At 67.4% G+C, this 24,786-nt stretch carries 24 protein-coding genes; 3 read left to right on the top strand and 21 right to left on the bottom strand.

Going from position 1 to position 24,786, the window contains the following annotated elements; all coding sequences use genetic code 11:
* From lspA to RQG82_RS11475, 18 genes are all read right to left on the bottom strand, one after another.
* The gene (gene lspA, locus RQG82_RS11560; RefSeq protein WP_311259228.1) at positions 1–651 is read right to left on the bottom strand and encodes a signal peptidase II; all 651 of its coding nucleotides are present in this window, start codon (positions 649–651) and stop codon (positions 1–3) included.
* 9 nt (positions 652–660) lie between these two features.
* Entirely contained in the window at positions 661–1,260 is a 600-nt protein-coding gene (locus RQG82_RS11555) for a DivIVA domain-containing protein (protein ID WP_311259227.1), read from the bottom strand.
* A gap of 155 nt (positions 1,261–1,415) precedes the next feature.
* On the bottom strand, positions 1,416–1,715 hold the full coding sequence (locus RQG82_RS11550; RefSeq protein WP_042538428.1) for a YggT family protein: 300 nt from the start codon (positions 1,713–1,715) through the stop codon (positions 1,416–1,418).
* 3 nt (positions 1,716–1,718) lie between these two features.
* Positions 1,719–2,195, bottom strand: coding sequence for a cell division protein SepF (locus RQG82_RS11545; protein ID WP_311259226.1), 477 nt, complete (start codon positions 2,193–2,195; stop codon positions 1,719–1,721).
* A 42-nt stretch (positions 2,196–2,237) separates the two neighbouring features.
* On the bottom strand, positions 2,238–2,942 hold the full coding sequence (locus RQG82_RS11540) for a YggS family pyridoxal phosphate-dependent enzyme (RefSeq protein WP_311259225.1): 705 nt from the start codon (positions 2,940–2,942) through the stop codon (positions 2,238–2,240).
* A complete protein-coding gene (gene ftsZ / locus RQG82_RS11535) occupies positions 2,939–4,090 on the bottom strand; it encodes a cell division protein FtsZ (protein WP_311259224.1) in 1,152 nt (383 codons plus the stop codon). The genes RQG82_RS11540 and ftsZ overlap by 4 nt, the downstream gene beginning before the upstream one ends.
* 176 nt (positions 4,091–4,266) lie before the next feature.
* Positions 4,267–5,214: an FtsQ-type POTRA domain-containing protein gene (locus RQG82_RS11530; protein ID WP_311259223.1), complete on the bottom strand. Its 948-nt coding sequence runs from the start codon at positions 5,212–5,214 to the stop codon at positions 4,267–4,269.
* Between the two features lie 3 nt (positions 5,215–5,217).
* On the bottom strand, positions 5,218–6,615 hold the full coding sequence (gene murC, locus RQG82_RS11525; RefSeq protein ID WP_311259222.1) for a UDP-N-acetylmuramate--L-alanine ligase: 1,398 nt from the start codon (positions 6,613–6,615) through the stop codon (positions 5,218–5,220).
* Between the two features lie 64 nt (positions 6,616–6,679).
* Complete coding sequence (locus tag RQG82_RS11520; protein ID WP_311259221.1) at positions 6,680–7,756, bottom strand: UDP-N-acetylglucosamine--N-acetylmuramyl-(pentapeptide) pyrophosphoryl-undecaprenol N-acetylglucosamine transferase; 1,077 nt, start codon at positions 7,754–7,756, stop codon at positions 6,680–6,682.
* Positions 7,753–8,991: a putative lipid II flippase FtsW gene (gene ftsW / locus RQG82_RS11515; protein WP_311259220.1), complete on the bottom strand. Its 1,239-nt coding sequence runs from the start codon at positions 8,989–8,991 to the stop codon at positions 7,753–7,755. Before ftsW ends, RQG82_RS11520 begins: the two co-directional genes overlap by 4 nt.
* On the bottom strand, positions 8,960–10,498 hold the full coding sequence (gene murD / locus RQG82_RS11510; protein WP_311259219.1) for a UDP-N-acetylmuramoyl-L-alanine--D-glutamate ligase: 1,539 nt from the start codon (positions 10,496–10,498) through the stop codon (positions 8,960–8,962). Before murD ends, ftsW begins: the two co-directional genes overlap by 32 nt.
* Positions 10,488–11,600: a phospho-N-acetylmuramoyl-pentapeptide-transferase gene (gene mraY / locus RQG82_RS11505; RefSeq protein ID WP_311259218.1), complete on the bottom strand. Its 1,113-nt coding sequence runs from the start codon at positions 11,598–11,600 to the stop codon at positions 10,488–10,490. Before mraY ends, murD begins: the two co-directional genes overlap by 11 nt.
* Positions 11,597–13,009, bottom strand: a complete 1,413-nt coding sequence (murF, locus tag RQG82_RS11500) for a UDP-N-acetylmuramoyl-tripeptide--D-alanyl-D-alanine ligase (RefSeq protein WP_311259217.1) — start codon at positions 13,007–13,009, stop codon at positions 11,597–11,599. Before murF ends, mraY begins: the two co-directional genes overlap by 4 nt.
* A gap of 28 nt (positions 13,010–13,037) precedes the next feature.
* Complete coding sequence (locus RQG82_RS11495; RefSeq protein ID WP_311259216.1) at positions 13,038–14,819, bottom strand: penicillin-binding protein 2; 1,782 nt, start codon at positions 14,817–14,819, stop codon at positions 13,038–13,040.
* A gap of 33 nt (positions 14,820–14,852) precedes the next feature.
* Positions 14,853–15,428 (bottom strand): hypothetical protein, encoded by a 576-nt coding sequence (locus RQG82_RS11490; protein ID WP_311259215.1) that lies wholly within the window; start codon positions 15,426–15,428, stop codon positions 14,853–14,855.
* Positions 15,425–16,363, bottom strand: a complete 939-nt coding sequence (gene rsmH, locus RQG82_RS11485) for a 16S rRNA (cytosine(1402)-N(4))-methyltransferase RsmH (RefSeq protein WP_311259214.1) — start codon at positions 16,361–16,363, stop codon at positions 15,425–15,427. The genes RQG82_RS11490 and rsmH overlap by 4 nt, the downstream gene beginning before the upstream one ends.
* A gap of 117 nt (positions 16,364–16,480) precedes the next feature.
* Complete coding sequence (gene mraZ / locus RQG82_RS11480) at positions 16,481–16,912, bottom strand: division/cell wall cluster transcriptional repressor MraZ (RefSeq protein ID WP_311259213.1); 432 nt, start codon at positions 16,910–16,912, stop codon at positions 16,481–16,483.
* Positions 16,913–17,203: 291 nt separating this feature from the next.
* Positions 17,204–17,578 (bottom strand): DUF3040 domain-containing protein, encoded by a 375-nt coding sequence (locus tag RQG82_RS11475; RefSeq protein WP_311259212.1) that lies wholly within the window; start codon positions 17,576–17,578, stop codon positions 17,204–17,206.
* A 161-nt stretch (positions 17,579–17,739) separates the two neighbouring features.
* On the opposite strand from RQG82_RS11475, the gene RQG82_RS11470 reads away from it, so the two are divergent.
* Positions 17,740–18,765, top strand: coding sequence for a polyprenyl synthetase family protein (locus tag RQG82_RS11470; RefSeq protein ID WP_396653621.1), 1,026 nt, complete (start codon positions 17,740–17,742; stop codon positions 18,763–18,765).
* Positions 18,766–18,805: 40 nt separating this feature from the next.
* On the opposite strand, the gene RQG82_RS11465 is transcribed toward RQG82_RS11470, so the two are convergent.
* Positions 18,806–19,150: an Rv2175c family DNA-binding protein gene (locus tag RQG82_RS11465; protein ID WP_396653620.1), complete on the bottom strand. Its 345-nt coding sequence runs from the start codon at positions 19,148–19,150 to the stop codon at positions 18,806–18,808.
* A gap of 218 nt (positions 19,151–19,368) precedes the next feature.
* Between RQG82_RS11465 and RQG82_RS11460 the strand changes: the two genes are divergently transcribed.
* Together RQG82_RS11460 and pknB are read left to right on the top strand one after the other, a co-directional pair.
* Positions 19,369–20,562: a LysM peptidoglycan-binding domain-containing protein gene (locus RQG82_RS11460; protein ID WP_311259210.1), complete on the top strand. Its 1,194-nt coding sequence runs from the start codon at positions 19,369–19,371 to the stop codon at positions 20,560–20,562.
* 79 nt (positions 20,563–20,641) lie between these two features.
* A complete protein-coding gene (gene pknB, locus RQG82_RS11455) occupies positions 20,642–22,588 on the top strand; it encodes a Stk1 family PASTA domain-containing Ser/Thr kinase (protein ID WP_311259209.1) in 1,947 nt (648 codons plus the stop codon).
* Positions 22,589–22,703: 115 nt separating this feature from the next.
* Here pknB and RQG82_RS11450 read toward each other — a convergent pair whose 3' ends face one another.
* Complete coding sequence (locus RQG82_RS11450) at positions 22,704–24,044, bottom strand: class II 3-deoxy-7-phosphoheptulonate synthase (protein WP_042538465.1); 1,341 nt, start codon at positions 24,042–24,044, stop codon at positions 22,704–22,706.
* Between the two features lie 38 nt (positions 24,045–24,082).
* On the bottom strand, positions 24,083–24,781 hold the full coding sequence (locus tag RQG82_RS11445) for a 1-acyl-sn-glycerol-3-phosphate acyltransferase (RefSeq protein WP_042538590.1): 699 nt from the start codon (positions 24,779–24,781) through the stop codon (positions 24,083–24,085).
* Positions 24,782–24,786 lie beyond the last annotated feature (5 nt).

Genomic DNA, 24,786 nt, shown 5'->3' with positions numbered 1-24,786 from the left:
TCAGCGTCCGTCCGAAGTCGGCGCCGGCGCATCAGGAGATGCTCCGTCCGCGCGGGACACGTCGGAGCGAGGATCCGCGCTGGCATCTTCGGCCAAGGCGGCAGCCTCTGCTTCCTCGTCGGTCTCGACGGGAGCATGGTCGCGTTCACGGGTGCCGTCGAAACGAAGCCCGAGTACCACGAGCAATGCGACGGAGATCATTCCGCTGACGATGAAGATGTCGGCGACATTGAAGATCGCGGGCATCATCCACGGCATCGAGATCATGTCGACCACGTGCCCCATGGGGAAGCCGGGATCACGGAAGAGACGATCGGTGAGATTGCCGAGGACTCCCCCGAGCAGGCAGCCGAGAACGACGGCCCAGAGGCGCGAGTGAAGCCCGAAGGCCTTCCACACGATCACGCCGGCTACCACCGCCAGAGCGATGGTGAAGATCCAGGTGACGTCGGATCCGAGCGAGAACGCCGCACCGGGGTTGCGCACGTAGTACAGCTGAAGGAACTCACCGAGCACCGGGACCGGCTCCTGCAGCGGCAGATTCTCAGTGGTGAGGTACTTCACAAACTGATCGGCGGCCAGCACGATCGCTGCGAGAATCGCAACGATCGCGCCGGCCGCCGACCGACGAAGGGGACGGCGTCCTGGCAAAAGGACGACCTACAGTCCGATCGCGGAGACCGGAGTCGAGTCCGTCGACGCCGACTTCTCGTCGAGATCGCGGAGCTGACCCTCGATGTAGCCGCGCAGCTGCGAGCGGTAGTCGCGCTCGAAGTTGCGGAGTTCGGTGATCCGAGCCTCGAGTGCATTGCGCTCGCGCTCGAGACGGGCCGACTCTTCGCGCTGCTTGGCCTCGGCCTCGGTGCGAATGCGGTTGACTTCGCCTTCGGCCTCGGCGATGAGCTGAGCGCGCTTCGCCTCACCCTCGGCGACGTGCTCGTCGTGCAGGCGCTGCGCGAGCTCGATGATGCCGGCGGTCGCGGTCGCGGAACCCGACGGAGCGGGCTCAGCGGGGGCCGGGGCCGGAGCCTCTTCGACGACCGCAGCGGGCGCCTCTGCAGCGGCTGCGGGAGCTGCCGGCGCGTCGCCGGACTCGTACGCGGCCAGCTTGGCCTTGAGTTCGACGTTCTCTTCGAGGGCCTTGCGCCACTCGATGACGATCTCGTCGAGGAAGTCGTCGACCTCGTCCGGGTCGAAGCCGTCCTTGAAGCGGACGTGCTGGAACTGCTTGGTGACGACGTCATCCGGGGTAAGTGCCATGGTGGCTCCTTCGATGAGTTCGGTTGCCAGTTTTGGAGAATGGCGTGGTCGAGATTCGGCGCGAACCCGGGGCGCGCACCTGGGAGCCAAGCATAGTCCCCGAGCCTGTCAGTCGCGACGCCACGACACCCCAGGGTGTCGAAGTCGCACAGGTCTCAGATGAAGCTTCGGACGATGCTCATCAGGATCAGCACGATCAGAATGGTGATCGAGAACCCGAAATCCAGGGACAGCGAGCCGATTCGCAGGGGCGGGATGATCCGCCGGAAGAACCGGACAGGCGGATCGGTCACCGTGTAGACGAGCTCGGCCGCGACGAGGCCGGCTCCCTTGGGTCGCCACTCCCGATTGAACAGCGGGATGTAGCTCAGAATGAGACGTGCGAAGAGCACCAGCAGGTACAGCAGCAGGGCCAGATGTACGATGCTGGCGACGATGGAGACGACGAACCCCACGGTCTACGACTGGTCGAAGCCCGCGGACTCTGGGTCCGCGTGCGCGATTCCCCCGTGACCGGAGACCGCGATGTTCTCCGGCGACAGCAGGAAGACCTTCGACGTGACCCGCTCGATGCGGCCGTAGAGGCCGAGCGAGAGTCCAGACGCGAAGTCGATCAGACGGCGAGCATCTGCATCGCTCATCTGCGACAGGTTGATGATGACCGGCACGCCCTCACGGAAGCTCTCCGCGATGAGCTGAGCATCGCGGTACTGCTTCGGGTGCACGGTGAGGATCTCGTTCACTGCCCCTCCTGCGGGCTGGCGCACGGCGACGGGGCGCCGTAGCGGGGTCACGGGCGCCGGAGCGGGCTCCTCGCGTTCGCGGTCGCGATCACGCTCTCGGTGGGAGCGGGCCGGGGCCGGCTCCTCCTCGTAGACCTCTTCCTCGTCAGCGAGGCCGAGATACACCATGGTCTTCTTCAGCGGGTTACCCATCGTGTCCTCCGGTTCGAACGTGTCGGGTGGTCTTTTTAGAGGTTAACCCCGGTCGGGGCGGGGTCCCGTGATTGCGGACCCGATCCGCAGGTGTGTCGCGCCCGCATCGATGGCCGCGACGAAGTCGCCGGTCATTCCCGCGGATATCCAGTCGGCGGACGGCTCGACCTCGCGCACTCTCTCGGCGATCGTGCGCAGGCGCGCGAATGCCGAAGCGGGTTCCTCATCGAGTGGCGCGACCGCCATCACGCCGCGCAGGCGCAGCGACGGAAGGGCGAGGATGTGCTCGGCCAGCGACCGGGCATCGTCGGGCTCGACTCCGCCCCGGCCCGCATCGTCGGTGAGATTCACCTGGACGAGGACATCGAGGATGTCGTCGTCCTCTGCGGCCCTGTGCAGGGCGTCAGCCAGCCGGTCGCGGTCGACCGAGTGCACGGCATCCGCGCTGCGGCGGATCGCGGACGCCTTGTTGGTCTGCGCCTGACCGATGAAGTGCCAGCGAAGATCGAGGTCGTCCAGCTCGCCTGCCTTCGACGAGAGCTCCTGCTGACGGTTCTCCCCCACTTCGCGCACGCCGAGCGAATGCAGTTCGCGGACGAGCGACGACGGGTGGAACTTCGTCACGACGATTCGGGTGATCTCGCCCGGATCCCTGCCGGCCAGGCGCGCGGCATCGGCGATCCGTTCATCGATCGCCGACAGCCGCGCCGCCAGACCGGACTCGGTCTGGCCCTGCGCCGGAGTCACTTCAGGAATTCGGGGATGTCGATGTCGTCATCCGCGAAAGCCGGCTCGATGCTCGTCGCTGCGACGCGCTGCTGCGCCTTCTCAGGTGCGGGCGTCTCGGCTGCGGGCTTGCTCTCTTCGTCCTTCGAGAGCGCCACCTCGGGCAGCGTGCTGGCCGCGGCCGGGCGAGAGACGACCATCGGGTCCAGACGCAGCGAGGGCTCGCCGCTGTCGAAGCCGGCAGCGATCACGGTGACGCGCACCTCATCGCCGAGCGTGTCGTCGATGACCGTACCGAAGATGATGTTCGCCTCGGGGTGCGCAGCCTCCTTGACGAGGTCGGCTGCATCGTGGATCTCGAAGATACCGAGGTTCGAGCCACCCTGGATCGAGAGCAGGACTCCATGAGCGCCTTCGATGCTGGCCTCGAGCAGGGGCGACTCGACAGCCAGCTCGGCGGCCTTGATCGCACGGTCGGCGCCGCGGGCGGATCCGATTCCCATGAGCGCGGAACCCGCACCCTGCATGACCGACTTCACGTCCGCGAAGTCGAGGTTGATGAGGCCAGGGGTCGTGATGAGGTCGGTGATGCCCTGGACACCCGCGAGGAGCACCTGGTCTGCGGTGGCGAATGCCTCGATCATCGAGATTCCGCGATCGCTGATCTCGAGGAGGCGGTCGTTCGGCACCACGATGAGGGTGTCGACCTCTTCCTTGAGCTTCACCACGCCGGCTTCGGCCTGGCTCTGACGACGACGGCCCTCGAAGGAGAACGGCTTGGTGACGACGCCGATGGTCAGCGCGCCGATCGACTTCGCGATGCGTGCGACGACGGGGGCTCCACCGGTGCCGGTTCCGCCTCCCTCACCTGCGGTCACGAAGACCATGTCGGCGCCCGTGAGCGCCTGCTCGATCTCTTCGGCGTGGTCCTCGGCGGCACGGCGGCCCACCTCGGGGTCGGCGCCCGCGCCGAGCCCGCGAGTGAGCTCGCGGCCCACATCGAGCTTGACGTCGGCGTCGCTCATCAGCAGCGCCTGAGCGTCGGTGTTGACGGCGATGAACTCGACTCCGCGGAGACCGAGATCGATCATGCGGTTGACGGCGTTGACGCCGCCACCGCCGACGCCGACGACCTTGATCACGGCGAGGTAGTTCTGGTTCTGGCTCATGGCCGGCCTCCGAATAGTCGAACCTGTCTTAGGAGAGATTCCGCCGGGTTGAACCTTAAACCTCAACTAGAGGTGTAAAGTATTTCCCGGTATTGGTTTCTCTTGTTCGAAGGTAAGCGTCACGCCCCCGTGCACGCGCAGCGACACGGGCGTGTCGCCCGTTTGCCGTCGAAACCTCAGCCGACGACCACCGCATGCGGCGATGTGACGTCGATCGTCGACGCCTCGGGGTTGCTGAGCAGTGTCTTCGTGAGCACTTCGCTCTTCATCGGAGAGTCCTCGGAGCTGCCCCAGACGACCGTCAGCCCGCTGCTCAACGTCAGCGTCACGTCGTCGGCCGTCGTCGCGCTCACGCCGGTGAGCAGAGCGCGCAGTTCGGCGGGAACCGAGCGCACCACGAGACCCGCGCTCTCGAAGGCCACGGAGTCGGTGCCCCCGTCGATCTCGAGCAGAGGCTGACCTGCCGGCTGGTCGGAGGTCGTGGCGAGAGCGACGCCCGCCGCGTCGACGAGCGTGTAACCCGCGTCCGAGCGGATGACGCCGACCGGCGTGCGTTCGACGATCCGCACCGTGAGGTCGTGGGGCGGCTTCGCCTCGAGCGCGTAGGTCTCGATCAGCGGGAATGCGAGCAGAGCGGCCTTCACCTCGCTCGAGTCGACCAGAGCCAGCGGTGTGCCGACCTGCTCCGCGAGTGCCGCCTCGACTGCGGCGGCGTCCAGCGTCGTCGCGCCCAGCACCGTGACCTTCTCGACGGCGAACAGCGGACTGTATGCGGCTGCGGTCGTCCCTCCGATCAGGAGCACCACCGCGCCGATCGCACTCAACCAGATGATGCGGCGCCGACGCGACCGCTGGGTGAACCGCCTGATCTCCGCCCGCAGCGCTTTGCGCCGCGCTCGTGCCGCCCGCCACACGTCGCGCGTGGACGTCGGCCGCACCGCGGCATCCTCAGCCGTCTCCGCACCGACCTCGGATGCCGGCCTCAGCGGTGCGACTCGACCACCTGCGGGCTCATCATGCTCGACGTCTCGCGCACGCCCCCTGGTTCCCGACTGCACCCGTCGCCGGGGCGCGCCCTCCGCGAGACCCGCGGGAGGCGTGGGAAGCGGAGGCGGACGACGCATCTGCTAGACCTCGGTGGTCCGCAGTGACTCGAGCACCTGCGGAATGATCTGGTACACGTTGCCGCAGCCGAGGGTGACGACGAAGTCGCCGTCGCGGGCTACGGACGCCGTGTAATCGGCCGCCTGCTGCCAGTCGGCGACGAAGTGCACGTGCGAGGGGTCGCGGAACGCGCCGCTCACCAGTTCGCCGGTGACACCGGGAACCGGGTCTTCTCGAGCACCGTAGACGTCGAGCACGACCGTATGGTCGGCGTACGTCTCGAGCACGTCTGCGAACTCACGGAACATGTGCTGCGTGCGCGAGTAGGTGTGCGGCTGCTGGATCGCGATGATCCTGCCCGAGCCGGCGATCGAACGCATCGCCTCGAGTGCCGCACGCACTTCTGTCGGGTGGTGGGAGTAGTCGTCATAGACCGTGACACCGCGCTCGACGCCGTGCTGTTCGAGACGACGGACCGTGCCGGCGAAACCCTCGACGGCGCGCGCAGACTCGGCCAGACCGAAGCCCACAGAGAGGAGCACCGTGATGGCGCCTGCCGCGTTGATCGCATTGTGCACGCCGGGCACAGCGAGCTGCAGGCGCACGCTCTCGGACCCCCTGCTCACGGTGGCGGAGACCGGCCCGGCCGTCACGATGTCGGTCACCCTGACATCCGCGCCCTCGGCCTGCCCGAAGGTGATGACGTTCGGATGCGAGAGGTCTGCTCCCACGCGCAGCGCGCCCGGATCATCGCTCGAGATGACCACGGCCTCCGTTGCCGCGTCGGCGAACCGCACGAACGCATCGTGGAACGCCTCGTCCGAGCCGTAGTGGTCGAGGTGATCCGGGTCGACGTTCGTGATGAGAGCGACGGCCGTGTCGTAGAGCAGGAAGGTGCCGTCGGACTCGTCGGCCTCGATCACGAAGAGCTCGCCCGACCCCGTAGCGCTCGAGACACCGAGCTGTTCGATCACGCCGCCGTTGACGAAGTTCGGGTCGGCGCCGAGCTGCTGCAGCGCGGTCACGATCATGCCGGTCGACGTCGTCTTGCCATGGGCGCCGGCGACCGAGACGAGTCGCCGCGAGCCGATCAGCCAGTGCAGCGCCTGCGAGCGGTGAATGACGTGCAGCCCACGCTCCTTGCCTGTGACGAACTCAGGGTTCTCAGGCCAGATCGCCCCGGTGTGCACCACGGTGTCTGCGTCGCCGAGGTGGGCCGCGTCATGGCCGACATGCACGACGGCACCGGCCGCCTCGAGTGCGCGCAGGTTGTCGCTGTCGGCTCGGTCGCTGCCGGACACGCGAATGCCCGCATCGAGAAACATCTTGGCGAGCCCGCTCATGCCGGATCCGCCGATGCCGATGAAGTGCGCGGAGGAGATCGACTCGGGGATCGGGAGGGAGAGGTCAGGTCTGATCATGTCGGGTTCAGTCTACTTTTCGGTGATGACGTTGCGGCGTCGCGGAGCCGTGTCTACGGCGATGTCAGGAGGCGCTGAGCGCGCGATCCACCAGGGCGATGAGGTTCTCCGTGCCGCTGCGGGTGCCGACCTGTCCCGCGGCAGCCTGCATGGCTGCGAGCTGCTGCTGATCCTCCATGACCGGGATCACCAGGCGGCGCACCGCGTCGCCGTCGAACGTCGCGTCGTCGAGAAGGCGCGCAGCCCCGGCGGCCACGGCGGATGCCGCGTTCAGCCGCTGCTCGCCGTTGCCCACCGAATACGGCACGTACAACGCCGGGATTCCCAGCGCGCTGATCTCGCTCACGGTTGCTGCACCGGATCGCGAGACGATGAGGTCGGCGAGGGCGAACGCGAGATCCATCCGGTCGACATAGCGCCGCATCGCGTAACCGGGCACCTCCGGGTCTGCGAGATCGCTCCGCTCGCCCGTGACATGCAGCAGCTGCCATCCGGCGGCGAGGATGTCGCCCCACGAGTCGGCGATGGCCTCGTTCAGCCGTTGAGCGCCGAGCGAGCCGCCGAAGACGAGAAGGACGGGACGCGCGGGGTCGAGCCCGAAGCTCGCGGCGGCTTCGTCGCGCAGGGCTGCACGGTCGAGCTCGATGACCTCTCGTCGCAGCGGCATGCCCACCACCTCGCCGCCTCGCAGAGGTGTTCCTGCGAAGGCGACTCCCGTCGCAGCGGCCCGACGAGCACCGAGAACGTTCGCGAGGCCCGGCTTCGCGTTGGCCTCGTGCACGACGAAGGGCACGCCCTCGCGACGCGCCGCCACATAGGCGGGAGCGGAGGCATAGCCGCCGAATCCGACGACCACGTCGACTCCGTGCGTGCTGATGTGCGAGCGCACCTGAGCGATCGCCCGGCGGAACCTGGCCGGGAACATCGCGGCCTGCTTGTCAGGCCGCCGAGGGAACGGGACCTTGTCGACGACGAGCAGCTCATAGCCCCTGGCCGGTACCAGACGGGACTCGAGCCCCTCGGCCGTTCCCAGCACCAGAACGGTCGCATCCGCGTCGCGGGCGCGCAGCGCATCGGCGACGGCGAGCAGGGGGTTGACGTGACCGGCGGTTCCACCGCCGGCGAGAAGGTACGTGGTCACCGTGTGACCTTACCCCGCCCTGCTGAAGCGGCCCGTCCAGCCGAACGTGCCTCGGCGACGGGGATGGTACGCGCGAACGACAGCAGCACTCCGCATGCGATGAGAACAGCCAGCAGCGCCGTGCCGCCCTGCGACATGAAGGGCAGCGGAACACCCATGACGGGGAACAGCCCGATCACGACGCCGATGTTGAAGACGGCCTGACCGGTGATCCACACGGTGATGCCACCGGCCGCGACGCGGATGAACGGGTCTGCGGTCTTGCGGATGATGTGGAAGGCACCGACGGTGAAGAGCGTGAAAAGCGCCAGCACGACGATGCAGCCGATCAGGCCGAGCTCCTCACCGACGATGGCGAAGATGAAGTCGTTGCCGGCGGCGGGCAGCCAGCCGTACTTCTCCTGCGAGTTGCCGAGGCCCACTCCGAAGATGCCACCGGAGGCCATGCCCCAGATCCCGTGGATCGACTGGTAGCAGTCGCCCGTGTAGGCCGACATGTCGGAGCATGTCGCGGTGATGCGCCGCATGCGGTCAGGGCTGGTGACGGCCAGGGCGATGACGGCGACGACCCCGAGCAGCACCGGGAGGATGAACAGCCGGAGCTTCACTCCCGAGAAGAAGAGGCAGCCGAGCAGGATGATGACCAGCACCATCGCGGTGCCGAGGTCTTTGCCCGCGATGACCGTGCCGATCGCCAGCGCTCCGACGGGCACCACCGGGATGAAGACCTGGTGCCAGGTGCCGAGCATGGTCTGCTTGCGCAGCAGGACGTAGCCGATCCACAGCGCAAGGGCGAGCTTGAGGAACTCGGACGGCTGCAGGGTGAACCCCGCGATCATGATCCAGTTGCGGTTTCCGCCGTCCTCGATGCCGAGAGGCGTGAACACGAGGAGCTGCAGCGCGATGGCGCCGAAGAGCGCAGGCCACGCCATGCGCTTGAGGAAAGCGATCGGAAGTCGTGAGATGAGGAACATCAGCGGCACGCCGAGCACAGCGAAGATCCCTTGACGCAGAGCGCCGTCCATCGGGTTCTCCCCGTTGGACACCGCGGTCGCGCTGGTCGCCGAGAGCACCATCACGAGACCGAAGATGGTCAGCATCAGCGCGGCCGATGCGATCATCAGGAACTCGGTCGAGACGGGAGTGAAACGACGCCCGAGCGACACCCTGGCGGCGAGGCCTCCTGAGCCGGTGCTGCTCTGGTCAGAGCGGTGGGGGCGTTCGACCTGCGTCATCGGCGCTCCCCCGGTCTATCCAGTCCTGCACCGCTTCGGCGAAGCGGTGTCCTCGATCCGCATAGCTGGAGAACTGATCGAAGGAGGCCGCTGCGGGGGCCAGCAGAACTGTGCCCTCGTCTTCGACGATCCCCGCGGCGATCTCCACCACGCGATTCATGACCTGACCAGTCTCGCCAGCATCCACCTCGAACACCGGAACCTGCGGCGCGTGTCGCTCGAATGCCGTGACGACGGCTGCGCGCTCCACTCCGATGACCACGGCCGCACGGGCGGTCGCGCCGGCCGTCGCGACCAGATCGGCGATGTCGACGCCCTTGAGGTCGCCGCCGACGACCCAGACCGCACCGGGGTAGGCGCGGAGCGACGACGCGGCCGCATGAGGGTTCGTCGCCTTGGAGTCGTCCACCCAGGTGATGCCGGCGTGTCGGGCGATGATCTGGATCCGGTGCTCGTCGAGCCGGAAAGACTGCAGTGCCGAGTGGATGGCCTCGGGCTCGACTCCCAGCGAACGTGCGAGCGCACTCGCCGCCAGGATGTTCTGCACGATGTGCGGCGCGGCGAGACCGGCTTCCCGGAGGTCAGCGACAGTCGTGAGCTCGAGGGCGCTGCCCGCCCGGTCGTCCAGGAACGCGCGATCGACGAGCAGCCCCTCCACGACGCCGATGTCGCTCGGACCGGGGATGCCGAGATCGAAACCGATCGCACGCGCCCCCTCGACGACCTCGGCCTCCTCGACCATGATCCTGGTCGCCTCGTCGGCCTTGTTGTAGACGCAGGCGACGCGGGTGTTGCGGTACACGAGAGCTTTCGCGTCGCGGTACGCCTGCGCGCTCCCGTGCCACACCAGGTGGTCGTCCGCGAGGTTCAGGCACACCGAGGCATGCGGATACAGCTCGCCTTCGGCCTGGGACAGCCCGAGATACCAGAGCTGGTGACTCGACAGCTCGACGACGAGCGCATCGAAGCCAGCCGGGTCGCGCACCGCATCGAGCACCGGCACGCCGATGTTGCCGCAGGGCGCTGCGCGCAGCCCCCCTTCGACCAGCAGCGAGGCGGTCAGCTGGGTCGTCGTGGTCTTGCCGTTGGTGCCCGTGATGAGAACCCAGTCGGCCGGAGTGCCATCCGGGCGCGGCACCTTGTCACGCACGCGCCAGGCGAGCTCGACGTCGCCCCAGAGCGCGATGCCGGATTCCTGCGCCCAGCGGATCACGGGGTGCGACGGAGCGAACCCGGGAGACGCGATGACGACCTCCGGCGCGAATTCCGTCAGTGCCTCGGGAACCTGATCGAGAGGACCGAGCTCGAGTCGGGCACCGATCACCGGCAGGAGCTTGGCGTACTCCTCTTCCGCCGATTCGGCCACCACGAGCACGTCCGCGCCGAGTTCGGTGAGCGTGTCGGCCACCGAGAACCCGGTCATCGAGAGCCCGAGCACGGCGACGCGCAGGTCAGACCAGTCGGAGTTCCAGCTCGTGAGAGTCGCGAGCCTCGTCTCAGTCGACACGCGTCAGCCACTCCACGTAGAACAGACCGACCGCCGAGATCGCGAGGAGACCCGCGATGATCCACATGCGCACCACGATCGTCACCTCGGACCACCCGCGCATCTCGAGATGGTGGTGGAACGGGCTCATCAGGAACAGTCGCTTGCCGCGGGTGATCTTGAAGTAGGCGCGCTGCAGGATCACAGACCCGGAGGCGAGGACGAAGACACCTGCGATCACGAGAAGCAGCAGCTCGGTGCGGGTGAGGATCGCCATCGCGGTGATGACGCCTCCGATCGCCATGGAGCCGACATCGCCCATGAAGACCTTCGCCTTGGGAGCGTTCCACCAGAGGAAGCCGATCAGGCTCGCGGCGAACGACGCGGCGATGATCGCCAGGCTGAACGGATCGCGGACCTCGTAGCAACCGCCCAGCGCCGCCGTCTCGACTCCTTCACCGACGCACGACTGCTTGAACTGCCAGAAGGCGATCAGGCTGTAGGCACCGACGACGATGACCCCGGCGCCTGCAGCGAGACCGTCGAGACCGTCAGTGAGGTTGACGCTGTTCGACGTCGCGACGCCGATGACGGAGATCCAGAGCAGGTACAGCGCCCACCCGAGGATCGCCGTGAAGGCGAAGAGGTTCAACCAGGGGATGTCGCGGAAGAGCGAGATCGAACCGGATGCCGGGGTCTGATCGAACGCGTTCGGGAAGTTCAGGGCGACGATGCCGAACGGGATCATCACGACGAGCTGACCGATGATCTTGCGCCAACCCGAGAGCCCGAGGCTGCGCTGGCTGCGTACCTTCATGTAGTCGTCGATGAAGCCGACGGCCCCGAAGCCCACCATCAGCCAGATGACGAGAAGCGCGGACAGCGCAGGGGTGCCCCCGCCGACGTACGTGCCGGTGAAGTAGCCGACCATGGTGCCGACGATGAAGATCACGCCACCCATGGTGGGTGTTCCGCGCTTCGCCTCGTGGTTCGGATTCTCGATCGCCTCGGGCGTGCGGATGACCTGGCCCCAGCCCCACTTCCGGAAGAGCCGGAGGAAGACGGGAGTCAGAAAGAGCGTGAAGGCGAGCGAGATGGCAGCCGCCATGATGAGAGATCTCACGAGAACAATTCTCCCAGACGATCGCCGAGGTGCCGGAGGCCCACGGAATTGGAGGACTTCACGAGCACGCGGTCGCCGTCTCGGAGTTCGGTGCGCAGGTAGTCGAACGCTGCGTCCTGGTCGGGGAAGAAGATGGCCTCGCTGTCCCAGGATCCTTCGCCGATGGCCGAGATGTAGAGCCTGCGGGCCTCGGGGCCCACGACGACGATCCGCTGGATGTTCAGCCGCACGGCCAGGAGCCCGATCCGGTCGTGCTCCTCGCCGGCGGTCTCACCGAGCTCGCTCATGGCGCCGAGCACCGCGACCGTCCGCTCTCCGGGGCCGGTGATCTGGGCGAGAGTGCGCAGCGCCGCCGACATGGAGTCGGGGCTGGCGTTGTAGGCATCGTTGATGATGCGCACCCGGTCGCTGCCCATCGGCTGCATGCGCCAGCGCTCCGCGATCTCGACCGTCTCGAGACGCGCGATGGCGTCGGTCGCCGAGACCCCGAGGACGCCCGCGGCGGCGATGGCCGCCAGCGCGTTGCCGATGTGGTGCGCGCCGAGAACCTGCAGACGAAGGGGCAGGCTCTCCCCCGCCGCTTCGATGATGCACGAGGTGCCTGACGCGGTGACCTCGAGATCGTGGGCCTGCACGTCTGCCGCGGCGCTCTGCCCGAAGCTGACGACCTGCATCCCCCGCGACTGCGCGAGCTCGCCCATGGCGGCCACGCGGGAGTCGTCGAGGTTGAGCACAGCTGTGCCTGAAGGCTTCGCCGCGGCCACGAGCTCGGACTTCGCCTTGGCCGTCGCCTCGATGCCGCCGAAACCGCCCGCGTGGGCCATTCCGACCATCAGCACCACCGCGACGTCGGGCTCGACGAGTCCTGCGAGGCGGGCGATGCTCCCTGGGGCATCCGCACCGAATTCGCTGACGAGGAAGCGCGTGTCGTAGGTGACGCGCAGCATGGTGACCGGCGCGCCGACCTCGTTGTTGTACGAGTTGATGGGCGCGACGGTCTCGCCCTCGTCGGCGAGGATGCGGGCGAGGAAGTTCTTCGTCGTCGTCTTGCCGTTCGACCCGGTGATCCCGACGATCTTGAGGTCACCGGCTGCGCGCACGCGCGCGACGACCTCCCGTGCGAGGTCGGCGAGGGCGACGATGACGTCGGGAACGACGATCTGCGTGATCTCGTCATCGACGACGTGCTCGACGATCGCGAGCGCGGCACCGGCCGCCAGCGCCGATCCGACGAATCGATGTCCGTCGGTCTCGGCTCCCGGCTTCGCGACGAAGACGGATCCGGGCGCCATGTTGCGCGAGTCTGTGTCGACCACACCGTCGACGACGGTGTCGGCGGTCGAAGAACCGGCGAGGCGGAGATCACCCCCGACGACGGCGGCGATCTCGGCAAGCGACAGGGCGATCATGACGTCTCCAGGCGCGGCAGGGCGCCGTCTATTCGAACTTGGGAAGCAGTGCGTCCATCGGGCTGGAGGACGGCATCACGCGGTAGGTCTTCATGGTCTGGGTCATCGCCTTCTGGAAGGCCGAGGCGGTAGCAGCAGACGATGTAACTCTAGTCGGCTCATCGAGAGTCACCACCACGACGTACTGCGGATCGTCGACCGGAGCGAAGCCCACCATGCTCGTGTAGTAGACGCCGGACTTGTAGCCGCCCTTGCCGTCGGGGATCTGCGCGGTACCGGTCTTGCTCGTCACGCGGTAGCCGGGCACCTGGATGCGATCGGCGTTGCCGCCCTGGACGGCGACGTTCTCGAGCATCCGCGTCAGGTCGGCTGCGGTCTCGGGCTTGATGATCTGCTCCGACTCGGGTGCCTCGGGTGTGACCACCGTGCCGTCAGGCGTCGTGCACGACTCGATCAGCGAGAGGCCGATCTTCTCGCCGCTGTTCGCGATCGCCTGATACGCGCCGGCGAGCTGAGGAGCCGTGACGGTGAAGTACTGACCGAACGTGGTCGTGTACAGCGACTGATTGTCCCAATCGCTCGTGGGGTGCACCAGCCCGGAGGTCTCGTCGGGGAATCCGATGGTGCTCTCGCCGACGCCGAAGCGCTGCAGGTAGTCGTAACGCACGTCGGGGCTCACCATGGTGCCGAACTTCGACAGTGCGACGTTCGACGAGTCGATGAGCGCCCCGGCGAGCGTGTAGTTGAAGGTCGGGTGCACGAACGCGTCGTTGATGACCGCGCCGTTGTCGAACTTCTCATGCGATGAGGCCGCCACGGTGGGGCTGGTCATGGTCACGCCGGCGTTCTCCATGACGGCTGCCGCGGTCACCGGCTTGAAGGTGGATCCCGGCTCGAACGGATACGAGAAGAGCTTGCTCACCCATGTCTCGGGGGCGGAGGCGTCGAGATCGTTGGGGTCCATGGTCGGCCATTCGGCCGCCGCGCGGATCTTTCCGGTGCCGACCTCGACCACGGTGACGGTGCCGCCCTTGGCACCCTGGGTCTGCGCTTCTTCGGCGATCATCTGCTGCATGTACCACTGCAGGTCGCTGTTGATGGTCAGCTGCACGGTGCCGCCGTCGACCGCATCCACTCTGCTCTCGCTGCCGGGGATGACGACGTTGTTCTTGCCGGTCCGGTACGACTCCTCGCCGTCGGTGGGCGCGAGGCACTTCTCGTCCATCTTCTCGACGCCGGCCTGAGCGGTGCCCGTGCCGTCGAGATACCCGAGGAGGTTTCCTGCGACAGCCCCGTTCGGGTAGACCCTGACCTCGCGCGGCTTCATCACGAGGTACGACGACAGCTTGAGGGCGCGGAGCTCGATGTACTTCTCGGTGCTCAGGCCCTTGACCAGCGGGAGATACTGCGAATCGGGGTTCTCCGCGAGCGCAGCTGCGACCTCGGCCCGCAATTCGTCTGCGTCCAGGCCCATGATCTCGGCGATGCGGGTCGACGCCTGAGCCCACGGCAGTGCGGGAGGGTTCTTCTCGTCTTCCTCCAGCAGCCGGATGACCTGGGGGCTGAGCTGCGCGTCGTAGACCATGACGCTCTCGGCGAGCACCGATCCCTCGCTGTCGACCACTGATCCGCGCTCGCCCGGAATGGAGGTGCGGTGCGCGATGAACTCGAGCGACTGGGCGACGTGCTCGTCTGCCTTGACCACCTGGATGTCGACGAGACGCACCACGAATGCCGCCAGGATCGCCAGGATCACCGCGAGCGCGACGACCGTGCGTCGCCGCGGCGTGCGGGTTGCTCGTGTCGTCATGGACTCTCTCCGTCAGGCTCGGTGGTGGGCGGACTAGCGGGTGGTGGGGCTCGGAAGCCCGTCGGTGATGGCGGGCGGCAGCTCTTGCATGGCCTGACCCGCCGTCCCCTCAGGAACGGCATCGTCTGCCGTCGAGGGGTTGACCGGCACATCGTTCAGCAGGGAGTTGCTCACCGCGCCCGCGCCGTTCGGGTCGATCGTCGACGAGCCGGTCGCGCCGGTTCCCTGGCCGAACACCGCGCCGTCGCTCAGTCGAAGGTAGGACGGGGCCCCTGCCACGACCATCCCGAGAGATGCCGCGCTGGTGGCGAGGGACTGAGGCGAGCTCATCCCGGTGAGATCCTCCTGCAGGGCGTTGGCGTGCAGGTCGAGCTCATGCTGCTGCGCAGACAGGCCGGCGAGCACGAAGGAGTCCTGCGTGATCGCCAGCGAGAGTCCGATCTGCACGGCTCCGATGGCCATGGCACCGGCCAGTGCTGCGATCGCGTAGGCGAGCTTCGGCTTGCGGCGGACCGGGGTGCCGGTCACCGGCTCGAGACGTCGGCGAGGAGCGCGCTCGGGCGCGCTGGGCAGCGCGCTGGGCTTCGGTGCTGCGACGTTCAGGCTCATGAGCTCTCCCGCACTTTCTCTGCGGCGCGCAGTCTGACCGGAATGGCGCGGGGGTTGCGAGCCCGCTCCTCGTCGTCGGCGAGCTCTGCTCCCTTGGTGACGATGCGGAATCGGGGCGCGTGCTCGGGCAGCTCGACGGGCAGGCCCCTCGGTGCGGTGGAGGCGGCGCCCGCGGCGAAGGCCTGCTTCACGAGTCGATCCTCGAGAGACTGGTACGACATGACCACGATGCGCCCGCCGACGGCGAGGGCATCCATGGCAGCCGGGATCGCGTCCGCCAGCACGTTGAGCTCGGCGTTCACCTCGATGCGCAGGGCCTGGAAGACGCGCTTGGCCGGATGCCCGGCACGCTGAGCCGCCGCGGGCGTGGCCGCCTGGAGGATCTCGACGAGCTCACCCGAACGTGTGATCGGCTTCTTCTCGCGCGCGGCGATGATGAATCGCGCGTAGCGACCGGCGAGCTTCTCCTCGCCGTAGCGCTCGAAGATACGACGCAGGTTGCCCTCGTTGTAGGTCGCGATGACCTCGGCAGCCGTGACGCCCTTCGTCTGATCCATGCGCATGTCGAGCGGAGCATCTTTCGAGTACGCGAAGCCGCGCTCTGCCTCGTCGAGCTGCAGAGACGAGACACCGAGATCGAAGAGGATGCCGGCTGCGCCCTGGGCGTGCAGCCCGATCTCGTCGTAGACGGTGTGCACGAGTGTGATGCGGTCCTTGAAGCGGGCGAGCCGCTCCCCCGCGATGCGCAGGGCGTCGGTGTCTCGGTCGAGTCCCACCAGACGGATGTGGGGGAACCGCTCGAGCAGCGCCTCGGAGTGACCGCCCATGCCGAGCGTGGCATCGACGAGCACCGCTCCGTCGGCGTGAAGGGCGGGAGCGAGCAGCTCGACGCAGCGGTCGAGCAGAACTGGGGTGTGGATGTCGCGGAGGTTCATGATCTTTCTCGGGTGACCTCTGTATGTCGGTGACCAGGGCCCTGATCCCCCTCCGCTTCACGACCCGGCACCGGGGAAGTGTGTCGGGGCAGGAGCGGCGGGGCATCACAGCCGTGGTCAGAAGAGTCCCGGAATCACCTCCTGCTCGAGATCGGAGTAGGTCTCCTCGCCGGCTGCGAGGTAGCTGTTCCAGCTCTCGGCATCCCAGATCTCGGCGTGGGCGCCGACTCCGGTGACGATGAGTTCCTTCTGCAGCCCCGCGTACTGACGAAGGTGCACGGGGATGGTGATGCGGTTCTGGCTGTCTGGCATCTCCGCACTCGCACCGGAGAGGAACAGGCGCATGAAGTCACGAGCCTGCTTGTTCGCGAGCGGCGCCTGACGGATCCGTTCGTGCATCGCCTCGAACTCGGCCGTGCTGAAGACGTAGAGGCAGCGTTCCTGCCCTCTGGTGACGACGATGCCGCCACCGAGGTCTTCGCGGAACTTCGCGGGAAGGATGACCCGTCCCTTGTCGTCCAACTTCGGAGAATGCGTTCCCAGCAACATCAGCCATCACCCCCTCTCCGTCCGGCCAACTCGAGGTACGCCCCACTTTACTCCACTTTCCTCCACAAACCTATGGGCAATCGCGGGTGAAGCCGCTCCCGAGTTTCGAAGCGCGCCGAAAAACCGCGTGATCACGCGGCTTCAGGGAGTGGAGGGAGGTGGAGCGCCAGTGGAGGGCCGGCGCGGGATCAGCGAGCCGGTGTCAGCGCGAGGCCACTCGGCATTTCAGCGTCCGAACACGACGAAGGCCCGGATGCTCAGAGCATCCGGGCCTTCGAGGAAGTGGTGGTGTCAGTTGCCGTCTTGGCGGCGGTCCCATCGATCGTTCATGCGGTCCATGAAGGATGCCGAAGAACTGCGCTGCTTGGGTGCGCGCTCACGAGGGACTGCAGAGAGCGGCTTGCGAACGGGGGTCACCGCGATCATGACGCCTCCGAGCATGGCGGCGAATCCGATGACGCCGACCACGACGCCCCAGACGTCTCCGAGCACGACTCCGACGATCAGTCCACCCACCCCGGCAAGGAGCAGAAGAGCTCCGTAGACGAGGTTGCGGTAGCTGAGTGCTCGATCGCCTGACGGCGCACTGACGACATCGGCGTCGTTGTGGAGGAGATGGCGTTCCATCTCATCGAGCAGACGCTGCTCCTGTTCGGAGAGTGGCATTTCGTCCCCCTCGGGTATTCGTTCGTCCATTCTACGCGCGGTATGCCGCTGCGGGCTAGCAGTAAGGGCTTCCGTTGGCTTTACGTATGCTGGGAGTCGTGCCGACCCCCTCCTTCGTCTCCGACGCTGTCGCCGCACGCCTGCGGCTGTTCCTCGACCGGATGCGAGGAGAGTCCACCGACTACGGACCCGACGCCGGGGGCCTGATCGATTCGGCCGCCGACACCCTCGTGGGCGGCAAGCGACTGCGCGCCCGCTTCTGCCACGCGGGCTGGCAGTCCGTCGCACGCTTCCGCGACCGCGACGCCGAGGAGACCACGGCGCTCTGGGATGTCTGCGCAGCTCTGGAGATCTTCCAGTCCGCGGCGCTGGTGCACGACGACCTGATCGACAACTCCGACACTCGGCGCGGCCGGCCGGCCGCTCACCGCGCACTCGAGAGCGCCCACGTCGGCGCCGGTTGGCGGGGCGACCCGGCGGCGTTCGGTCGCTCGTCGGCGATCCTCCTCGGCGACCTGCTGGTGGCCTGGAGCGACGACCTCCTCGAGGACGCGATCGAACCGCTCCCCCATGCCTCGGCGGTGCGCCGCGAGTACGGCCGCATGCGCCGGGACGTCACCGTCGGTCAGTTCCTCGACATCGCCGAGGAATCCGCATGGAGCGTCCACGCCACCGACTCTCACGTCGAGCGTGCCCTGAGGGTGGTCTCGTTCAAGTCCGCGCGGTACAGCATCGAGCAGCCGTTGGTGCTGGGCGCGGCGATCGCAGATGCCGACGACGACCAGCTCCTGGCCCTGCGCCGGTTCGGTCATCCGGTCGGGATGGCGTTCCAGCTTCGCGATGACCTGCTCGGCGTCTACGGCGATGCCGCGGTCACCGGCAAGCCGGCGGGCGACGACCTGCGTGAGGGCAAGCGCACGGTGCTCGTCGCGCTCACGAGGCAGACTCTCGACACGTCCGCCCGCAACCTGTTCGATGAGATGCTCGGCGATCCCGAGCTCACTGCCGAGCAGGTCGCGTTCCTGCAGGCGACCATCACGGCCTCCGGCGCTCTCGAGCGTGTGGAGCGGATGATCGACGAGTACGCGCGGGAAGCCGATCGAGCGCTCTCCGGAACACGCCTCGACAATGCAGCTGTCGGAGACCTGCGCGATCTCGCACGCGCGGCCACGGTGCGGTCGGCCTGAGATCGCGGAGTCCGGGTATGAGCGGTCGCGACCGCTCGGTTCAGGCGAGGGTTCTGGCGACCCTGCGGACGGCGCTCTTGTGCCCGGCGAGAAGCGCGTCGATCGGCGAGCGACCCAGCTCCTCGTCAGAGGTGAGAAGCCAGTCGATGACCTCGTCGTCGGAGAAGCCCGCATCCTGCAGGACGATGATGGTGCCACGCAGCGAGGACAGCGGCTGGTCGTCGACGATGAACACCGACGGAACGGCGAACACGCCGGAGCGACGCGATCCGATGAGGTAGTGCTCGTCGATCAGCCGACGCACGCGGCCCAGCGTCTCGTCGAGGACGTCGACGAGATCGGGCATGGTCAGCCACTCGGTGGCGGTAACGCCGGGGGCGCTCACGGCGTCCGCGGACGAGACCTCGGACTGCGGGGTTTCGGAGGGATTGCTTTCAGACGACACAGACACGTTGCAACTATCTCACCTCTGGGAGCCGACCGCATTTCGTGCATGACCGCAGCCTGACATCACACCAACATCACCAGCATCACCAGCCACTTCTGTTGACTTCCGTTTACATACGTGTCAGCGTGGGCGGACGTCGAACAAGGGAGACCACCTTGACAACGCATGCTGTCGCGCGACGAACGCGCTATATCCAGCTCGGGGTACCCGCCGCCGTGCTGGGCACACTGTCGGCGGCGATCGCCGCCACCCCCGCTTCCGCGGACGCCGTCACTTCGCCGATCGAACGGCTCCAGTCGACACCGACGCGCATCGCGCCTGCCGAGGCGCCGCCCGCCTCGTACACCGTGCAGCCAGGCGACACGATCTCATCGATCGCGAACCGCTTCGGGCTGCGGACAGTCGACGTGCTCACCTGGAACGGACTCGGCTGGCGCTCGGTCATCTATCCGGGGCAGACCCTGTCGCTGACGGCGGGAGCCACCACCCCCACGGCCCCCACAGCGCCGGTCCAGACGAACCCGGCTGCCACCTACACCGTCGCCACGGGCGACACCGTGTTCAGCATCGCGCAGCGGCACGGCACGAGCGTCGACGCCGTGCTCTCCGCGAACGGCCTCACCCGGGCATCCGTCATCTACCCCGGCCAGCAGCTCGCACTGACCGGCTCTTCCGCTCCCCCGCCCGCGGCGGCCGCAGTCACCCCGACCGCGCCCGCTCCCGTGGCGACCGGCGGCCAGACGCACGCCGTGGCGGCAGGCGACACCCTGTTCGCGATCGCGAAGAAGTACGGCACGACCGTCGCGCAGCTCTACGCGCTGAACGGCTTGGCTTCGGGGGCGATCATCTACCCCGGTCAGACTCTGACCGTCGCCGCAGCGCCGGTGACCGCTCCGGCGCCGGCCGCGGTCGCCACCACGCCACCGGCTCAGCTGTTCGCGACCCTCGACGCCGAGCAGGCCGGCAATGCCTCGATCATCATCCGCGTCGGGCGCGATCTCGGCGTACCCGACCGCGGCATCGCAATCGCCCTCGCCACCGCGATGGTCGAATCCAGCATGCGCAATCTCTCGTCTGGCGACCGCGACTCGGTCGGCCTCTTCCAGCAGCGCCCCAGCATGGGCTGGGGCACCCCCGAGCAGGCGATCGACGCCGACCGCAGCACCCGGGTCTTCTACGGCGGTGCCGCAGATCCGAACGGACAGGCCTCGCGCGGCCTTCTCGACATCCCCGGCTGGGAGAGCCTGCGATTCACGGATGCCGCGCAGACAGTGCAGATCTCGGCCTATCCCGAGCGATACGGCCAGTGGGAGACCCAGGCATATCAGTGGCTCGGCATCCACGGCTGAGCGCCTTCCGGGCAAACCCGCAGGTGCAAGGGGCGAGCCGCTCCCCGGGCTTTCAGGCAGTTCTCCATAGAATCTTGACGTGACGACCAATCAGCAGGCCGACCCCCTCATCGGGCGGCTTGTCGACGGTCGATACCGTGTGCGGGCCCGAATCGCGCGCGGCGGCATGGCGACCGTCTATGTCGCCACCGATCTTCGACTCGAGCGACGCATCGCCCTGAAGGTCATGCATGCGCACCTGAGCGACGACTCCGCCTTCCAGAGCAGGTTCATCCAAGAGGCGCGCGCAGCGGCGCGGCTGGCCGATCCGCACGTCGTGAACGTGTTCGACCAGGGCCAAGACGGCGAGCTCGCCTACCTGGTGATGGAGTACCTGCCTGGCATCACGCTGCGCGAGCTGCTGCGCGAGCAGAAGCGGCTCACGATCCCGCAGACCATCACGATCATGGACGCGGTCCTCGCCGGACTCTCGGCAGCGCATCGCGCCGGAATCGTGCACCGTGATGTGAAGCCCGAGAACGTGCTGCTGGCCGAAGACGGCCGCATCAAGATCGGCGACTTCGGTCTCGCCCGAGCCACGACCGCGAACACGGCCACCGGCCAGCAGCTGCTCGGCACCATCGCCTACCTCGCACCCGAGCTCGTCACCCGCGGCACGGCCGACGCCAGAAGCGACATCTACGCGCTCGGCATCATGCTCTACGAGATGCTCGTGGGCGAACAGCCCTACAAGGGCGAGCAGCCCATGCAGATCGCGTTCCAGCACGCCACCGAGTCCGTGCCGCGGCCCAGCGTTCGCAACCCCGGCGTGCCCGAACAGCTCGATGAGCTCGTGCTCTGGGCGACCGAGAAGTCACCGGACGAGCGACCTGACGACGCCGGTCAGATGCTCGAGCGTCTGCGCGAGATCGAGCGCGGTCTGGGCATCGCTCCCGCCGTCGCCGCTGCCACAGCATCGCAGCGCTCGCAGGCCGACTCCGCAGACCTCACCAAGGTCATGCCGAGCACGATGGTCATCTCCGACCCCACCGCCCCGGCGCAGGCCGCCGTCGACAACGCCACACTCCTGCGGCGCCGGTCGTCGCGACGCCGTGCACGTGGAGCGTTCCTGCTGACGCTGGTGCTGCTTCTCGCGACCGTGGCCGGCGGCGTCGGGTGGTGGTTCGGATCCGGCCCCGGGTCCCTCGTCGCCGTCCCCGGAGTCGCCGGCCTGTCGTACGACGATGCCGCTTCGGCGTTGACCGCCGAGGGGTTCGTGCCGGTGCGCGGCGAGGAGAGCTCCATCGACATCGCCAGCGGCGAGACGATCCGGACGGATCCCGATGAGGGCGAACGACTCGACAAGGGCACCGAGATCACGGTCTTCGTCTCCTCCGGGCCCGCGCCGCACACAGTGGAGACCCTCAACGGCAAGACCGAGCAGGAGGCCCGCGACTACCTCGCGGACATCAAGGTCAACGTCACCGAGACTCCCCTGCTCCTCTTCTCCGATGCCGAGGCCGGACGCGTGATCAACGCCTTCGTGACGCCCCGCGCCGGCGGCGAGGCCTATGCGTGCGCTGAGGGCTGCGAGCTGCTCGAGGACGACACCGTCGAACTCTACGTCTCGGCCGGCGCCTTCCCGGACGTCGCGGGGATGAGCGTGGACCAGGCGACGAACACACTCCGCGACAAGGGCGTCGAGGTCAACTCCGATTCGCAGTTCGTCTTCAGCGATTCTGTCGCGAAGGACATCGTCATCGGGGTCACCGACCGTGCCGAAGAGGGCAACCGACGCCCGGGCGACACCGTCCAGCTGATCGTCTCGAAGGGACCCGAGCTGTTCCCGGTGCCGAGTGTCGAGGGAATGAGCCGCGATGAGGCTGCCCAGACCATCCGCGATGCGGGCTTCGAACCGACCTGGAACGGCATCTGGAACGCGTTCCCCAACGACTTCACCGAGGTCACCGGGTCAGATCCCGGGGCAGGATCTCAGCGCGCGAAGGGCACGGAGATCACCCTTCAGATTCGAAGCAGCGCGTTCTAGGGCGGAGCTCGTCCTCGCCCCGCTCGTCCACTCCGCCGTGCGCGCCCTCTGCTGCTGACAGAAAGACGGCCCTCTCCGCGTGCGGAGAGGGCCGTCTTTCTGTGAGGTGAATCGGTCAGCGCTTCTCGAGCTCTTCCGCCACGAGGAAGGCCAGTTCGAGTGACTGCATGTGGTTGAGGCGAGGGTCGCAGAGGCTCTCGTAGCGGGTCGCCAGTGCGGCCTCATCGATGTGCTCGGAGCCTCCGAGGCACTCGGTGACGTCGTCGCCGGTGAGCTCGACATGGATGCCGCCGGGGAACGTCCCCACCGCGCGGTGCGCCTCGAAGAAGCCACGCACCTCGTCGACCACGTCGTCGAAGCGACGCGTCTTGTAGCCGGTGGGCGTCGTGATTCCGTTGCCGTGCATCGGGTCGGTGACCCACAGCGGCTGGGCGCCCGAATCACGGACGGCCTCGAGCAGCGGCGGCAGGGCGTCGCGGATCTTGCCCGCACCCATGCGCGTGATGAAGGTCAGACGACCGGGCTCGCGGTTCGGGTCGAGCTTGTCGATCAGCGCGAGAGCGGTCTCGGGCGTCGTGGTCGGACCGAGCTTGACGCCGATGGGGTTGCGGATCTTCGAGAAGTAGTCGACGTGCGCGCCGTCGAGTTCGCGCGTGCGCTCACCGATCCACAGGAAGTGCGCCGAGGTGTTGAACGGCGTGTCCGTGCGGGAGTCGATGCGGGTCATCGGACGCTCGTAGTCCATCAGCAGGCCTTCGTGGCCCGTGAAGAACTCGACGCGGGTGAGCTCGTCGAAGTCGGCGCCGGCCGCCTCCATGAACTTGATGGCCCGGTCGATCTCGGCTGCCATGCGCTCGTAGCGCTGGTTGGCCGGGTTCTGCGCGAAGCCCTTGTTCCACGAGTGCACCTCGCGCAGGTCGGCGAACCCACCCTGTGTGAAGGCACGGATCAGGTTCAGAGTCGACGCAGCGGTGTGGTAACCCTGCAGCAGACGACCCGGATCGGCTCGACGGGAGGCCTCGGTGAAGTCGTAGCCGTTGACGATGTCGCCCCGGTATGCCGGAAGCGTCACGTCGCCGCGGGTCTCGGTGTCGCTCGAACGCGGCTTGGCGAACTGGCCGGCCATGCGACCCATCTTGACGATGGGCATCGAAGCGCCATAGGTCAGCACGACCGCCATCTGCAGGACCGTCTTGATGCGGTTGCGGATCTGATCGGCGGTGGCGCCCGCGAAGGTCTCTGCGCAGTCGCCGCCCTGAAGCAGGAACGCCTTGCCGGATGCTGCGCGCGCGAGACGATCGCGGAGGTTGTCGACCTCGCCGGCGAACACCAGGGGCGGCAGCGTCGAGATCTGCGCGGATACCTCGGATACACGCTCGGCGTCGAGCCACTGAGGCTGCTGCTTGATCGGGAGCGAGCGCCACGCATCAAGCGCGTCGATGTGGTGCTGGAGCATGATGTCCAGCCTAGTGCTCGCGGCGAAGTCGGGATGCCTCAGGAGCGCTGTGTGACGCGGGCCGGAAGCCTGTCCTTCACGCTCGACGCGTACACGTCGTCGTACTGCTGCTCCCCCAGGCGCTGGAGGGCGACCATGATCTCGTCTGTGACGGATCGGAGGATGTAGCGGTCGTTCTCCATACCCGCGTACCGGGAGAAGTCGAGGGGTTCGCCGATGACGATCCCGACCCTCACCACGCGCGGCAGACGCTGCCCGATCGGCATCGCCGTATCGGTGTCGACCATGATCACGGGAACCACGGGAACCTTCGCCTCCATGGCCATCCGTGCGATCCCGGTGCGGCCGCGGTAGAGCCGTCCGTCAGGGCTTCGCGTGCCCTCGGGGTAGATGCCGAGCAGGTCTCCGCGGCCGAGCACCTGCAGGCCCGTGTTGAGAGACGCCTCCGAGGCCTTGCCGCCTGAACGGTCGATCGGGATCTGCCCTGTGGCCTTCATGAAGAACTTGGTGGCCCAGCCCTTGAGGCCGCGTCCGGTGAAGTAGTCGCTCTTGGCGAGGAAGGACATCGGGCGGTCGATCATCAGCGGAAGGAAGATCGAGTCGGCGAACGACAGGTGGTTGCTGGCGAGGATCGCGGCGCCGTTGGCCGGAATGTTCGCGCGCCCGACCACCCATGGTCGGAATATCGCTTTGACCACAGGGCCGATCGCCACGTACTTCATCAGCCAGTAGAACATCGAGG

Origin of the sequence: Microbacterium sp. WCS2018Hpa-9 (genome assembly GCF_031843745.1) — a bacterium.
GTDB lineage: Bacteria > Actinomycetota > Actinomycetes > Actinomycetales > Microbacteriaceae > Microbacterium.
This window is presented reverse-complemented; position numbering and strand designations above follow the sequence as displayed.

What these genes read in the sequence shown, in the direction of transcription:
- RQG82_RS11450 (WP_042538465.1), bottom strand. Translation starts at nt 24,044, where the DNA reads ATGCTCCAGCACCACATCGACGCGCTTGATGCGTGGCGCTCGCTCCCG.
- RQG82_RS11545 (WP_311259226.1), bottom strand. Translation starts at nt 2,195, where the DNA reads ATGGGTAACCCGCTGAAGAAGACCATGGTGTATCTCGGCCTCGCTGAC.
- mraZ (WP_311259213.1), bottom strand. Translation starts at nt 16,912, where the DNA reads ATGTTGCTGGGAACGCATTCTCCGAAGTTGGACGACAAGGGACGGGTC.
- rsmH (WP_311259214.1), bottom strand. Translation starts at nt 16,363, where the DNA reads ATGAACCTCCGCGACATCCACACCCCAGTTCTGCTCGACCGCTGCGTC.
- RQG82_RS11445 (WP_042538590.1), bottom strand. Translation starts at nt 24,781, where the DNA reads ATGTTCTACTGGCTGATGAAGTACGTGGCGATCGGCCCTGTGGTCAAA.
- murF (WP_311259217.1), bottom strand. Translation starts at nt 13,009, where the DNA reads ATGATCGCCCTGTCGCTTGCCGAGATCGCCGCCGTCGTCGGGGGTGAT.
- RQG82_RS11470 (WP_396653621.1), top strand. Translation starts at nt 17,740, where the DNA reads ATGCGAGGAGAGTCCACCGACTACGGACCCGACGCCGGGGGCCTGATC.
- RQG82_RS11530 (WP_311259223.1), bottom strand. Translation starts at nt 5,214, where the DNA reads ATGCGTCGTCCGCCTCCGCTTCCCACGCCTCCCGCGGGTCTCGCGGAG.
- murC (WP_311259222.1), bottom strand. Translation starts at nt 6,615, where the DNA reads ATGATCAGACCTGACCTCTCCCTCCCGATCCCCGAGTCGATCTCCTCC.
- RQG82_RS11475 (WP_311259212.1), bottom strand. Translation starts at nt 17,578, where the DNA reads ATGCCACTCTCCGAACAGGAGCAGCGTCTGCTCGATGAGATGGAACGC.
- RQG82_RS11490 (WP_311259215.1), bottom strand. Translation starts at nt 15,428, where the DNA reads ATGAGCCTGAACGTCGCAGCACCGAAGCCCAGCGCGCTGCCCAGCGCG.
- RQG82_RS11555 (WP_311259227.1), bottom strand. Translation starts at nt 1,260, where the DNA reads ATGGCACTTACCCCGGATGACGTCGTCACCAAGCAGTTCCAGCACGTC.
- ftsZ (WP_311259224.1), bottom strand. Translation starts at nt 4,090, where the DNA reads ATGAGCCAGAACCAGAACTACCTCGCCGTGATCAAGGTCGTCGGCGTC.
- ftsW (WP_311259220.1), bottom strand. Translation starts at nt 8,991, where the DNA reads ATGACGCAGGTCGAACGCCCCCACCGCTCTGACCAGAGCAGCACCGGC.
- RQG82_RS11495 (WP_311259216.1), bottom strand. Translation starts at nt 14,819, where the DNA reads ATGACGACACGAGCAACCCGCACGCCGCGGCGACGCACGGTCGTCGCG.